Source organism: Arthrobacter saudimassiliensis (assembly GCF_059090665.1).
Genome location: NZ_JBNHFX010000002.1, coordinates 449,682 through 462,824, shown reverse-complemented (window position 1 = coordinate 462,824; position 13,143 = coordinate 449,682). Strand labels below are relative to the sequence as shown.

Here is a 13,143-nt window from a genome sequence, read left to right as displayed (position 1 = left end):
GGCCGTGCTCCTATGGTGCCACCGTGGGTCCGCCCCCGTTGAGGAGGCGGGCGACAAAATCTTCGGCGTCGGCTGCAATATCGAACAGCTCCTGCGTCAGGGCCCTGGTTCCGCGCAGCGGTTCCCGGGTGGGAATGCGCTGCAGGCGCCGGCGCGAAGGCAGCTCGAAGATGATCGAGTCCCAGCTGGCGCCCACCACCTCCCCCGGGAACCGGGTGACGCAGCGTCCGCGGAAGTACGCCCGGGTGTCCTCCGGAGGGCTGGTCATCGCCGCGCGGATCTGCGCGTCCGTGACCACCCGTTCCATCTGGCCGTGCTGGGCGAGCCGATAGTACAGTCCCTTCTCCGGCCGCATATCCGAGTACTGCAGGTCGACCAGGTGCAGCCGGGCATCGGACCAGGCCAGCCCGTCCCGATCGCGGTAGGCCTGCAGCAGTTTGAGCTTGGCCACCCAGTCCACCTGCGCCGCCGCTTCCATCGGGTCGCGCTTGAGGGTGCCGACCAGGGCGGTCCACCGGGTGAGGATGTCCTCGGTCTCGGGATCGGCGCCGCCGGCGGACCGGCAGTGCGCGGCTGCTGCCTCAAGGTAGATCTCCTGCAGGTCCAGCCCGGTGACCCGCCGCCCGTCCTTCAGCTCCACCAGTGCCTGCAGCCCGGGATCGTGGCTGATCGCCTGCAGCGCGCCCACCGGGTCCCGCAGCTCGATCCGCGGTTCGGTGCCGGCCTCGATCATGGACAGCACCAGGGACGCGGTGCCCGTCTTGAGCAGGATGGAGACCTCGCTCAGGTTCGCGTCTCCGATGATCACGTGCAGCCGCCGGTACTTCTCGGCCACGGCGTGCGGTTCGTCGCGGGTGTTGATGATGGGGCGGCGGATGGTGGTTTCGAGTCCGATTTCGGTCTCGAAGAAGTCCGCCCGCTGGCTCAGCTGGTAGCCCGGCCGCTGGTTGCCGGGGCCCAGCCCCACCCGGCCGGAGCCGCAGACCACCTGCCGGGAGACGAAGAACGGGATGAGCCCGGTGGCCAGCCGCGCAAACGGCACCGAGCGCGGCACCAGGTAGTTCTCGTGGGATCCGTAGGAGACGCCCTTGTTGTCGGTGTTGTTCTTGTAGAGGTGCACCGGCGAGAAGCCGGGCGTGGCGGCGATGTGCCGCATGGCCGCCAGCACGACGGCGTCGCCGGCCTTGTCATACAGGACGGCCGCCTGCGGCGAGGTCACCTCCGGCGAGGAGTACTCCGGATGCGCGTGGTCCACGTACAGCCGCGCCCCGTTGCCGAGGACCAGGTTCATCAGGACCGCGGCGTCCTCTCCCGTGTCGCTGTAGAGCGCGGCCGGACCTCCGCCCTCCATCGCCACGGATTCCGTGTCCAGGCCGGGCTGGACGTCGGTCAGCTGGGAGGGTTCGGCGGCGGCGCGGGGAACCGTGAAGCCCCGGGCATCGTTCAGCGGAGCCTCGTCGGTGTAGTCCCAGCGGGTGCCGGAGAGGTTGCCCATGCCCGAGCGCACCGTCGCGGCGTAGGCGTTGACGATCTGGCTGGACAGCACGGTGGCGTTGGCGTTCGGCAGCGCCGGTGCCAGGACTCCGTATTCGGTTTCGGTGCCCATCACCCGCCTGACCGTCACAGATACTGTCCCGGGTTGGCCGTGGTTTCAATGGTCCGGCCCGGCTCCTGCCCGGCCTTGCCCTGCACGATGGTGCGGATGTAGGTGATGCGTTCGCCCTTCTTTCCGGAGATGCGGGCCCAGTCGTCGGGGTTCGTGGTGTTGGGCATATCCTCGTGTTCCCGGAACTCGTCGACGACGGCGCGCATCAGGTGATCGATCCGCAGGCCGCGCTGCCGGTTGGTCAGCAGGTCCTTGATGGCGTATTTCTTGGCCCGGTCCACGACGTTCTGGATGACGGCGCCGGAGTTGAAGTCCTTGAAGTAGAGCATTTCGGTGTCGCCGTTGGCATAGGTGACTTCCAGGTACTCGTTGGACTTGTCCTCGGCGTACATCTTCTCCACCGTCCGGCGGATCATCTCCCGGACCGTCATGCCCGGGTCGTAGCCGTGCTCGGCCAGGTCGTCTCGGTGCAGCGGCAGGTCCGCGGTGAGGTACTTCGCGAAGATCTCCCCCGCGCCCTCGGCGTCGGGCCGCTGGATCTTGATCTTCACGTCGAGCCGGCCCGGGCGCAGGATGGCCGGGTCGATCATGTCCTCGCGGTTCGAGGCACCGATGACGATGACGTTTTCCAGCTTCTCGACGCCGTCGATCTCGCTGAGCAGCTGCGGCACGATGGTGGTCTCGACGTCGGAGGAGACGCCGCTGCCACGGGTGCGGAAGAGCGAGTCCATCTCGTCGAAGAACACCACCACCGGGCTGCCGTCGGAGGCCTTCTCCCGGGCGCGGGCGAAGATCAGCCGGATGTGCCTCTCGGTCTCGCCCACGTACTTGTCCAGCAGCTCCGGACCCTTGATGTTCAGGAAGTAGCTCTTGGTGCCCAGCGAGCCGGTCTGCTCCATCACGCGGGCGGCCAGGGAGTGCGCCACCGCCTTGGCGATCAGCGTCTTGCCGCAGCCCGGAGGCCCGTACAGCAGGATGCCCTTGGGCGGCTTCAGCCCGTGTTCGCGGTACAGGTCCGGGTGCAGGAACGGCAGTTCCACGGCGTCGCGGATCTGCTCGATCTGCGGGCCGAGCCCGCCGATGTCGGAGTAGGAGATGTCCGGAACCTCCTCCAGGACCAGGTTCTCCACCTCGGAGCGCGGCACCTTTTCCAGCGCGAAGCCGATCCGCGTGTCAACCGTCAGCGCATCGCCGACGCGCACCCGTTCGGCGGCGAGGGGGCCGGTGAGGCGGATGACCCGCTCGTCGTCGGCGCGGCCCACCACCAGCGCCCGGTCCGGGCCCAGCAGCTCCTTGACCGTGAACAGTTCGCCGGAGCGTTCGAAGCCGAGGCCGGCGATCACGGTCAGGGACTCGTTGAGCAGCACCTCCTGGCCGGGCACGATGCGCTCCATGTCCAGCAGGGGGCTGACGGCCACGCGCAGCTTGCGCCCGGACTGCATGATGTCGAGGCTTTCCTGCACCGCGGCCGCGGTGGTGACGCCGGGCGCCGGCGAGGTGCGCTGGTTGACCCCGATCACCGTCCCGAAGCTGAACGGCGTGGCGCCTTCCTTCTCCAGGGCCTCCTTGAGCCGGACAATCTCCGCCCGGGCCGTTTCCAGCATCGCCACCAGGCGTGCGTTGTTATGCGTCAGCGCCGCCAGCTGCCGGTCCAGGTTGCGCAGCTTCTCCCGAAGCACGTGCAGCTGGCGGGCCTGGGCGGCGGGAACGGAAGCCATGGCCTCCGCGCCCTCGCCGGTCCCGCTGGTGTTTTCCGATCCCGCCATGCTGACCCACCGTCCTTCGCCGGTTCACGATCCAGCTCTGACGATAACCCAGCACGCTGTCCAATACATCGGCTCGGACGTCTTGTGTTTTGCGCCGCGGTGACTATGGGTGCGGGTGCTCCTGCGCGAGCCGTTCGGCACTTTCCAGGGCGCCCCGCTGGACGGTGGAGCTGGCGTCGCGCGCGGCCCGGCGGAGCTTCTTTTCGGAGACCTCGCGTTCCCCCACGGCGGCGGGCGTCCAGGCGTTGAGGTCCTCCTCGGAGAAACCGGTCTTGGAGGCCCGGCGCTTGGGCACCAGGCCGGTGGCGCCTTCGGCCAGCCGCCGCGCGGAGAGCAGGAAGCCGGTGTGCGCGACCATGCGGTGGTCCGGGCGCACGGCCAGGCCCTCCAGGTGCCAGCCGCGGACCATCGATTCCCAGCCCTCGGGCTCGGTGAACCGGCCGTCGGCACGGATCGCCTCGGCCGTGCGGGAGAGCTGGGTGACGGTGGCGACGTAGGAGATCCAGACGCCGCCGGGGGCCAGGACCGTGGCCACCGCGTCGGTGCACTCCCAGGGCGCCAGCATGTCCAGAACCACCCGGTCCACGCTGCCGGGCTCCTCGGTGCGGACCACTTCGTCCTGGAAGTCGCCCAGGCTGATCCGCCACGCCGGATGCGGGCCGCCGAAGAAGGTCTCGACGTTGCCGCGGGCGATGTCGGCGAACTCCTCGCGGCGTTCGAAGGAATGCAGGCTGCCGGAGTCCCCCACGGCGCGCAGCAGCGAGATGCTCAGCGCGCCGGAGCCGACGCCGGCCTCCACCACGCGGGCGCCGGGATAGATGTCGGCCATGGTGACGATCTGGGCGGCGTCCTTGGGGTAGACGACCGCCGCGCCCCGGGGCATGGACAGCACGAAGTCGGAGAGCAGCGGGCGCAGCACCTGGTAGGGATGGCCGGTGGTGTTCGCCACGACGCTGCCCTCGGGCAGGCCGATCACTTCGTCGTGGGGCAGGTAGCCGCGGTGGGTGTGGAAGGCCCCGCCTTCGGTGAGGGTGATCGTGTTGCGGCGGCCCTTCTCATCGGTCAGCTGCACCCGCTCGCCGGGGCGCAGCGGTCCACGGCGCCGTTCGGCTCCGTGCGGGCTGGTGGACTCGGCAGCGGCCGGGGTCTGGGGGTCCATGGTGTTCCTTCTTGTTCCGGTGCGGACTGCGGGGGCAGTCGTCGTGCAGGTAGGGGGTGGATCGTGAAAAGCGGGGGCCGGCCGGCGTATAGCCGGCCGGGGTCAGCGCGGCGCCCGTCCGGTTACAGCGCGGACGACGTCGGCCTCATGCAGCAGGCCCACGACGGCGCCGTCGCGGTTGATGACGGCATATTCGCCTCCCGCGAGGCGGGAGAGGTACTGGACGAGTTCTTCACCGCAGGCGACGTCGGGAACGTAGGCGCCCGGGGCCAGCGCGCGGGCGGCGGCGTTCACGGGCGTGCCGGCGGCCAGGTGGTCGGGAACCTGGGCCAGGGCTCCGGGATCCACCACGGCCTCGGGCTGGCCGGTGGGGGCGGTGACCACCAGTGCGGTGCCGGGCCGGGCCCGCAGCGTTTCCTGTGCCTGCCGGACGGGCGCGCCGCTGGGGATGCCAAGCGCCGGGCGCATGAGGGCCGCCGCGGTGACCGAAGGCAGCCGCCGGCGCAGCCGGGCGTTCTGGATGGCGGCGCCGGCCCCCATCCACAGGAAGCCGGAGACCAGCGCCGCCACGAGCACCAGCTGCAGGCTGGGTGACTCGCCGCGGCGCAGCGACGGCGCGAAGACCGCCGCCAGCAGGACGACGACGACGACGCGGCCGGCCCAGCCCGCCGCGATGGTGCCCTTCTCCTGGGAGCCGGTGGCCTTCCACACGATGGTCTCCACGATCCGGCCGCCGTCAAGGGGCATTCCGGGCAGGATGTTGAAGATGCCGACCAAAAGGTTCGCCCAGATGAAGATGGCGGACAGCAGGCCGGCCACGGTGCCCGGTGCGAACGCCTCCGGCGCCGCGAACACCAGGGCCCAGGCCAGTCCGGCCAGCAGGAAGTTCGCCGCGGGGCCCGCCAGGGCCACCGCGAGCGAACGCCAGGGCGTGGTGTTCACGGCTCCGAACTGGGTGTGCCCGCCCCAGAGGGTCAGGACGATGCCGGTGGTGGGCCAGCCGTAGGCGCGCGCGGACAGTGCGTGGGCCAGCTCGTGGACCAGCACGGAGAGCAGCAGCAGGACGGCGTAGCCCAGGGCGACCGCATACGCGCCGCCGCCGATGCCGGGCAGGATGGCCGCCACCTGCGGGCCGAACAGCAGCACGATGGCTGCCGCGATGATGAACCAGGACCAGGCCAGGGTGATGGGCACGCCGGCGATCCTGCCCAGCGGAATGCCGGGGCGGGTGGGCCGGTCGGGTCCGCCTGCGGTCATCGGATGGCATCCGTTTCCGCCGCCGCGAGGCCGGCCAGGTCCTCGGCGCTGCGTCCGGCGAGGGTGTCCCAGGTGTGGTGGGCGAGCTCGGGGGGCAGCGGCACGAAATGGGGCACGGCCAGGGTCAGCAGCCCCGCGGCGCGCGCCGAGCGCACCCCGGGAAGCGAGTCCTCGATGCCGATGCAGCGCTGCGGATCGAGCCCCGGCACGAGCTCCGCCATCCGGTCCATGGCCGCCAGGTAGGGTTCGGGGTCCGGCTTGCCGGCCCGGACCTGGTCGCCGGTGACGGTGAACTCAAAGGTGCCGGCCGGCAGCGCCGCGGCGACGACGTCGGCGAGGCCGGGTTCGGACATGGTCACCATGGCACAGGGAATGCCGCGGGCGCGCAGGTCCGCGAGCAGTTCCCGGGCGCCCGGCCGCCAGGGCACCGCGCGGCGCACCTTTTCGGCCACCTGCGCGGTCATGCGGTCGATGATGGCCCGGACGGGCAGGTCGACGCCGGCCTGCTGCAGGAGGCCGGCTCCCACGGGCAGTGCCTGTCCCACCATGGCCCTGGCGTCCTCATCGGTCCAGGTGCCGCCGAACTCCGCGACCAGTTCCTTCTCCGAGGCGATCCAATAGGGTTCGGTGTCGACGATGGTGCCGTCCATGTCCCAGAACACGGCCTGGAGACCGGTGGTGCTCTTCAACGGGACAGCGGCAGGGGTGACGGACATGCCTTCCAGTCTAAGGGCCGCCGGCCCGGCTGCGGCGCTGGGCCGTCTGCACCCGGGTCCGCTCTTGGCGAAGGCCCGCGGTGCGGTCCTGACACCCGGCAGCGGTCGGCATAGGGTAGGCCTGTGAGTGAGAGCGAAAAGACACCCGGGCTGCAGGATGTCCTCGGCGGCCAGGCCGGCGGCAGAGTCACCGTCATGGTGGCTGCCTTCGAGGGGTGGAACGACGCCGGCGAGGCGGCCAGCGACGCCGTGAAGCACCTGGTGCGGCTCTGGGACGCGGAGAAGGCGGCAGCCCTCGACGCCGACGAATACTACGACTTCCAGTTCACCCGCCCCGTGGTGGAACGCACATCCCGCGGCGACCGGCGCATTAAGTGGCCGGCCACCCGGATCTTCCGCGCCGGGATTCCCGGCGCCGAGCTTGATGTGGTTCTGGTCACCGGCGTGGAGCCGAGCTACAAATGGCGGGCCTACACCGCCGAGCTGCTGGCGCTGGCGCGCGAGCTCGACGTGGACTGCCTGCTGCTGGTGGGAGCCCTGCTGGCGGATGTTCCGCACACCCGGCCCATTCCGGTCACCGCCACCACGGAGGATCCGGAGCTGCGGGCCTGCCTGGGACTGGAAGCCTCGCAGTATGAGGGTCCCGTGGGCATCGTCGGGGTGCTGGCCGAAATGGCGGCGCTGGCCGACATTCCGGCGCTCTCGCTCTGGGCGGCCGTCCCCCATTACGTCGGCCAGGCGCCCTCGCCCAAGGCCGAGCTTGCCCTGCTCTACCGCATCGAGGACCTGCTGCAGGTTCCGGTCGACGTCGAGCTGCTCACCGAGGAGGCCGAGGCGTGGGAGCGCGGCGTCGACGAGCTCTCCACGGAGGACCCCGAGGTGGCCGCCTACGTGCGCCAGCTCGAGGAGGCCAAGGATACCGCCGAGCTTCCCGAGGCCAGCGGCGAGTCCATCGCCCGCGAGTTCGAGCGCTACCTCAAGCGGCGCCGACGGGACTGATTTCCCGTGGGGCCCTGCCGCCCCGCTGTGCGCCGTTGCCGAAGGGCCCCGGCGCGCGCCTGACGAGCCGGAGCCGGACGGTCTAGAGCCGGACGCCGAGCAGTGCGTCGAGTGCCGCGTGCGCCAGGTCGGTTCCGGTTCCGTTGTCGGGTGCCTGCCGGGCGTCCTCGGCCCACGCATCGGCCGCCGCCAGGGCCGCGGGCGCGTCAAGGTCGTTGGCCAGCGCCGAGCGCAGCTCGTCGAGCAGGCGCTGTGACCGGGCCTCGCCGGCCAGGGGCAGGGCGCTGCGCCAGCGCGAGAGCCGGGTCTGGGCCTGCTGCAGCACGGAGTCCGTCCAGAACCAGTCGCTGCGGTAGTGGTGCGCCAGGATGGCCAGGCGGATCGCGGCGGGCTCGACGCCCTGGCCGCGCAGCCGGGAGACCAGGACCAGGTTGCCGAGCGACTTGCTCATCTTTTCGCCGTCCAGGCCGACCATGCCGGCGTGGGCGTAGTGGCGGGCCAGCGGGTGTCCGGTGCAGGCCCAGGCGTGGGCGGCGCTCATCTCGTGGTGCGGGTAGATCAGGTCCGAGCCGCCGCCCTGTACGGTGAACGGCTGCGGAAGGAAACGCTGGGCGATGACCGAACACTCGATGTGCCAGCCGGGACGGCCGCGCCCCAGCGTGCCGCCGTCCCAGTCCGGCTCGCCCTCGCGGGCCATGCGCCACAGGAGCGCGTCCAGGGGATTGCGCTTGCCCGGCCGTTCGGGATCACCGCCGCGCTCGGCAAACAGCGGGAGCATGCCGGCGGGATCCAGGTGGCTGATCTGGCCGGGGTGCCAGGCGCCCGGATCCTGCGGGTCCAGGTCCGCTGCGGCGTCGACGGAGAAATAGACGTCGCCGTCGGGCTCGCCGCCGGTGCCCGGCACCCGGTAGGCGATGCCGCGGGCGAGCAGGTCCTCGACCGCCGGCACGATCCATTCGACGGATTCGACGGCGCCCACGTAGTGGTCCGGGGCCAGCACGCCCAGTGCCTCCATGTCCTCACGGAACAGCTGGGTCTGCGCGGCGGCCAGCTCCCGCCAGTCCACTCCGGTCTCGTTGGCCCGGACCAGCAGGGGGTCGTCCACGTCGGTGACGTTCTGCACGTACCGGACCGTGTTGCCGGCGTCGCGCCACTGCCGGTTGAGCAGGTCGAAGGCGACGTAGGTCGCGGCGTGCCCCATGTGGGTGGCGTCGTAGGGGGTGATGCCGCAGACGTAGAGTCCGGCCTCTCCCGTGGTGCGCACCGGAACGGGCGCCCCGGCGGCGGTGTCGTGCAGGACCAGTTCCGGAGAGTGTCCGGGCAGGGCGGGAACCGAGGGGGATTTCCAGGCAATCACCGTTCCACTCTACCGGGCGGGCGAAGTGGATTCCGCGCCGGGGCCTCCGGCGGGACAGGTCAGGGGGTCAGTACGCCCAGGCCCAGCATCAGGTAGATCGCCAGGCCCAGCCCGATCCGGTACCACACGAAGAGGCGGTAGCTGCGGGTGGAGACGTAGCGCAGGAACCAGCCGATGATGATGAAGCCCACGACGAAGGCGACCAGGGTGGCAAGGGCGGTCTCCGCCGGGCCGAACGGACCGGGCTCGCCGATCGACTTGAACAGCTGGAAGAAGCCGGAGCCGAAGACGGCGGGAATCGCCAGCAGGAAGGCGTAGCGTGCCGCCGCTTCACGGTTGTAGCCCATCAGCAGGCCCGCGGTGATCGTGCCGCCGGAGCGCGACACGCCCGGAATGAGGGCCAGTGCCTGCGCGAAGCCGTACAGGATGCCGTGCTTGTAGGTGAGCCTGCTCAGGTCACGGTCCTGGCGGCCGACCGCGTCGGCGACGGCCAGGATGATGCCGAAGACGATGAGCATGGTCGCCACGATCCACAGGCTGCGGAAGGTGGTTTCGATCTGGTCTTCGAAGAGCAGCCCCAGGATGACGATCGGCAGGGTGCCGACGATGATCAGCCAGCCCATCCTGGCGTCCGGATCGCTGCGGGGAACCCGCCCCGCGAGGGAGCCGAACCAGGCCTTGACGATCCGGACGATGTCCTTCCAGAAGTACACCGCGACGGCGGTCTCGGTGCCGAGCTGGGTGATGGCGGTAAACGCGGCCCCCGGATCCTGGGCGCCGGGGAGCAGCTCGCCGACGATGCGCAGGTGGGCGCTGGAGGAAATGGGGAGGAATTCGGTCAGGCCCTGCACCAGGCCCAGGAGGACAGCTTCAAACCAGTTCACGCTAACGACTCTAGGGCACGCCGAAGGGTGTGCCGGTCAGGGCCCCGGCCCGTCAGCCCCGGGCGCGGTCCTCAGCCGCGGCCGCGCAGCGACGCTCCCCCGTCGTCCTCGAGCGGCTCCTCGACGATGTCCTCGGTGCCGTAGCCCAGGGGATCAGCCGCGTCGTCGTCAATGTCCTCGTCTTCGTCGTCATAGATCTCCAGCGGGGTCACCTCGCCGTAGGCGTCGTAGAGGACTTCCTCGTAGACTTCGAAGGCATCGGCGATGGCCAGATAGGCGTTCTCCACCACAGGGTCCTTCTCGCCCCGGCGGGCCGCCGCCGCGGCCAGATGCTCCTCGAGGGCGGTCACCAGTGACTGGAGCGCGATACGCGGATCTATGCTCATGACCTAGACGTTATCGGGAAAGCGGGCAAAATTGGAGACAAATGCGTGAACAACTTCTGCAGCCGGAAGTCCGGCCACATGGTGGAGCCGTCCGTACGTATGAATACCTTGTGATCTCCGTGAGTCCTGACGAATCGCTGCCGGAGGCACGTGCCCGGGTGGCCGAACACGCCGAATACGGCAAGTGGGAGCTGCACCGCAGCTGCATCTACCAGGGCGGCGGACGCCGGTTCTGGCTCCGCCGCCGGGTGATGCGCGTGGTGCGCACCGCCTGAGGTCCCGGAAGCGGGGTCTTCCGCGCAGCCGGGTGCTACCGCCCCGCTTCCTCCACCGGCCCGAGCAGGGCCGTGGCCATCGAGGCGTGCGCCGCGTCCTCGTTGGTGGGATGGAAGATGCCCGCGAGCACGTCGCGGTAGAGGCGCTCCAGCTCGTGCCCGCGCGAGTAGGCCTGCCCGCCGGCCACCTTCACCGCCTGCTCGACGACGCCGCGCGCGGCCTCCACGGTCCGCAGCTTCAGGGCGGACAGCCGGGGAAACCAGAGTGCGCCGTGGTCGGCCCCCTCCTCCAGGTCCCGCGCAACGGCGTCGACCTGGGGCCGGACGCCGTCCATGACGATCGCCGCATCGGCCACCCGCCAGCGGATGTAGGGGTCGGCTGCGGCGGACGCGCCGCCCCTGCGCCGGGTCAGCGCGGCGTCGGCCGCCAGCTCCGCCGCACGGTCTCCGACGCCGTTGTAGACGGCGGAGAGCAGGGTCGAGAAGAGCGCGAAGATCCCGAACACAAACTGGTCCCCGTGCGGGCCGACCGGGGTCTTCCGCACGATCCGTTCCGCGGGAACGGCCGCCGAGTCCAGGATCGTGCTGCGCGACTGGCTGGCCCGCATGCCCATGGTGTTCCAGTCCTGCGGTGACTGGATGCCTGCGGTGCCGCGGTCGGCGAACCCGAAGACCAGCCGGGGCTCCTCGGGCACGGAATCGTCACGGCCGAAGATGCCCAGCCTGGTCCACGCCGGTGCCAGGCTGGTGAAGATCTTCCGTCCCGTGAAGGCATAGCCCCCATCCTCCTGTGGCACGGCGGCGGTGGCGGAGTCGAAGAGGACCGCGCTGTTGCCCGGTTCGGAGATGCCGAAGGCGAACAGCTCGCCCGCAGCTGCCTCACGCAGGATGAAGGACAGCGAGTCGTCGCCGCGCAGCGAGAGCAGATGGGCGACGCCGCACCACACCAGGTGCATGTTGACCGCCAGGGCGGTGGCCGGCGCCGCCGAGGCCAGGAGCCGCTGGCAGGCCACCACCTCAGGGATGCCGAGGCCGTGCCCGCCCCCGCTCCGCGGGGTGAACAGGGCCAGGTAGCCGGCCTCGCGCAGGTCCTGCAGGTCCTCGTCGAAGAAGGCGTTGGCGTCGTCGTAGCCGGCGGCACGGGAACGGATGCGTTCCAGCAGCGCCGGCGTCAGGATGTCAGCGGCGGGCATGGGTCCTCCTGCTTGGAGTCGATGGCGGTCAGGTGGCGGTCAGATGGCGGTCCGACGGCGGTCAGTAGGTCCTCAGCAGGCGGGAGAGGACCCGGGTGCCGAACTGCAGGGCCTCCACGGGGACCCGCTCGTCCACCCCGTGGAACATGCCGGTGAAGTCCAGGTCCGCCGGCAGCCGCAGGGGTGCGAACCCGTAGCCGGTGATGCCCAGCCGGCTCAGCGATTTGTTGTCGGTGCCGCCGGAAAGCGTGTAGGGCAGGACCGGAGCGCCGGGGTCTTCGGCCTGGAGGGCACCCACCATGGCGTCCACCAGCGACCCGCTGAAGGGAACTTCGAGGGCGATGTCCGCGTGGTCGACGCTGACCTCCACGCGGGAACCGGCGAGGGATCGGATGGTTTCCAGCACGGCCTCCTCCTGCCCGGGCAGGGTCCTGGCGTCGATCAGCGCCTCGGCGGAGCCGGGGATGACGTTGTGCTTGTAGCCGGCGGACAGGACTGTGGGGTTCGCCGTATTCTGCAGCGTCGCGCCCACGAAGCGGGCAACGGTGCCCAGTTCGGCCAGCAGGCGCTCGGGATTGTCGGGATCGAACTCGACGCCGGTCAGGTCGGTGACGCCGTCCAGGAAAGCGCGGGTGGTGTCGGTGAGTTCAATGGGCCAGGGGTGGGTGCCGATCCGGGCCACGGCCTCCGCCAGGGCGGTGACGGCGTTGTCCGTGTTGATCTGCGACCCGTGGCCGGCCCGTCCGGCCGCCCTGAGGCGGAGCCACGCGATGCCCTTTTCCGCCGTCTGCAGCAGATAGGTCCGCCGGCCGCCGATCGTGGCGGAGAAGCCGCCCACCTCGGAGATGGCCTCGCCTGCCCCTTCGAACAGCTCGGGCCGGTGCTCGACCGCCCAGCCGGCACCCTGCCGGCCGCCCGCCTCCTCGTCGGCGAACATGGCCACGATCAGGTCGCGCCGGGGTCGGACACCGGAGGAGGCCATCTCACGGACCACGGAGAGGATCATGGCGTCCATGTCCTTCATGTCCACCGCGCCGCGGCCCCAGATCAGCCCGTCCTGCAGTTCTCCGGAGAAGGGGTCGAGCGTCCAGTCCTGCTTTAGTGCGGGCACGACGTCGAGGTGCCCGTGGACCACCAGCGCAGGCAGGGACGGGTCGGAGCCCGCGAGGCGGGTCACCAGGGAGGTCCGCCGCGGGGCTGCTTCGAAGAGCGTGACGTCCAGCCCGACGTCGGCCAGCAGCGCCGCGGTGTACTCGGCCGCTTCGCGCTCCCCCGGGCCGCTGCCGTCCCCGTAGTTGGACGTGTCGATGCGGATCAGGTCGCGGCAGATGCGCGCCACCTCGTCTTCGGCCCGGTACGGCTCCACGCTGCTCCTCCTTGGTCGGTCTGCTGCCAGCCTAGCGGCCCGCCGTCGTCGACGGTCCGGACGGCGCGTCACGGTGGCTCCCGGTGACGCGCCGTCCGGCGCCTCCGGAGGCCGATTTCCACTTGGCGGATAAACCGTGTTAGAGTTTTACCCGTTGCTTTCGAGGCGCCGGGAACACC

12 protein-coding genes are annotated in these 13,143 nt (G+C 70.6%); 2 read left to right on the top strand and 10 right to left on the bottom strand.

The features are described 5' to 3' along the window. Positions 1-10: 10 nt before the first annotated feature. The 5 genes from dop to AC5RV6_RS09285 form a co-directional block, all read right to left on the bottom strand. Positions 11-1,606 (bottom strand): depupylase/deamidase Dop, encoded by a 1,596-nt coding sequence (gene dop / locus AC5RV6_RS09305; RefSeq protein ID WP_494007023.1) that lies wholly within the window; start codon positions 1,604-1,606, stop codon positions 11-13. 14 nt (positions 1,607-1,620) lie between these two features. Beyond that, positions 1,621-3,372 carry a proteasome ATPase gene (gene arc / locus AC5RV6_RS09300; RefSeq protein ID WP_494007022.1) on the bottom strand — a complete coding sequence of 584 codons (1,752 nt, stop codon included), beginning with the start codon at positions 3,370-3,372 and terminating at the stop codon, positions 1,621-1,623. Positions 3,373-3,475: 103 nt separating this feature from the next. Beyond that, on the bottom strand, positions 3,476-4,531 hold the full coding sequence (locus AC5RV6_RS09295; protein ID WP_494007021.1) for a tRNA (adenine-N1)-methyltransferase: 1,056 nt from the start codon (positions 4,529-4,531) through the stop codon (positions 3,476-3,478). A gap of 102 nt (positions 4,532-4,633) precedes the next feature. After that, the gene (locus AC5RV6_RS09290) at positions 4,634-5,788 is read right to left on the bottom strand and encodes a site-2 protease family protein (RefSeq protein ID WP_494007020.1); all 1,155 of its coding nucleotides are present in this window, start codon (positions 5,786-5,788) and stop codon (positions 4,634-4,636) included. Further along, on the bottom strand, positions 5,785-6,504 hold the full coding sequence (locus tag AC5RV6_RS09285; RefSeq protein ID WP_494007019.1) for an HAD family hydrolase: 720 nt from the start codon (positions 6,502-6,504) through the stop codon (positions 5,785-5,787). The genes AC5RV6_RS09290 and AC5RV6_RS09285 overlap by 4 nt, the downstream gene beginning before the upstream one ends. A gap of 123 nt (positions 6,505-6,627) precedes the next feature. Between AC5RV6_RS09285 and AC5RV6_RS09280 the strand changes: the two genes are divergently transcribed. Further along, positions 6,628-7,503, top strand: coding sequence for a PAC2 family protein (locus tag AC5RV6_RS09280; RefSeq protein ID WP_494007018.1), 876 nt, complete (start codon positions 6,628-6,630; stop codon positions 7,501-7,503). Between the two features lie 82 nt (positions 7,504-7,585). Here AC5RV6_RS09280 and mshC read toward each other — a convergent pair whose 3' ends face one another. The 3 genes from mshC to AC5RV6_RS09265 all read right to left on the bottom strand — a co-directional run bounded on the left by mshC (position 7,586) and on the right by AC5RV6_RS09265 (position 10,130). Beyond that, positions 7,586-8,860 carry a cysteine--1-D-myo-inosityl 2-amino-2-deoxy-alpha-D-glucopyranoside ligase gene (mshC, locus tag AC5RV6_RS09275; protein ID WP_494007017.1) on the bottom strand — a complete coding sequence of 425 codons (1,275 nt, stop codon included), beginning with the start codon at positions 8,858-8,860 and terminating at the stop codon, positions 7,586-7,588. 59 nt (positions 8,861-8,919) lie between these two features. Continuing rightward, the gene (locus tag AC5RV6_RS09270) at positions 8,920-9,744 is read right to left on the bottom strand and encodes an undecaprenyl-diphosphate phosphatase (RefSeq protein WP_494007016.1); all 825 of its coding nucleotides are present in this window, start codon (positions 9,742-9,744) and stop codon (positions 8,920-8,922) included. Between the two features lie 71 nt (positions 9,745-9,815). Then, complete coding sequence (locus tag AC5RV6_RS09265) at positions 9,816-10,130, bottom strand: hypothetical protein (protein WP_494007015.1); 315 nt, start codon at positions 10,128-10,130, stop codon at positions 9,816-9,818. A 41-nt stretch (positions 10,131-10,171) separates the two neighbouring features. Here AC5RV6_RS09265 and AC5RV6_RS09260 point away from each other — a divergent pair, with 41 nt between their 5' ends. After that, entirely contained in the window at positions 10,172-10,405 is a 234-nt protein-coding gene (locus AC5RV6_RS09260; protein ID WP_494007014.1) for a DUF5703 family protein, read from the top strand. 35 nt (positions 10,406-10,440) lie between these two features. Here AC5RV6_RS09260 and AC5RV6_RS09255 read toward each other — a convergent pair whose 3' ends face one another. Together AC5RV6_RS09255 and AC5RV6_RS09250 are read right to left on the bottom strand one after the other, a co-directional pair. Further along, a complete protein-coding gene (locus tag AC5RV6_RS09255; protein ID WP_494007013.1) occupies positions 10,441-11,598 on the bottom strand; it encodes an acyl-CoA dehydrogenase family protein in 1,158 nt (385 codons plus the stop codon). A 61-nt stretch (positions 11,599-11,659) separates the two neighbouring features. Then, on the bottom strand, positions 11,660-12,964 hold the full coding sequence (locus AC5RV6_RS09250) for a M20/M25/M40 family metallo-hydrolase (RefSeq protein ID WP_494007012.1): 1,305 nt from the start codon (positions 12,962-12,964) through the stop codon (positions 11,660-11,662). Positions 12,965-13,143 lie beyond the last annotated feature (179 nt).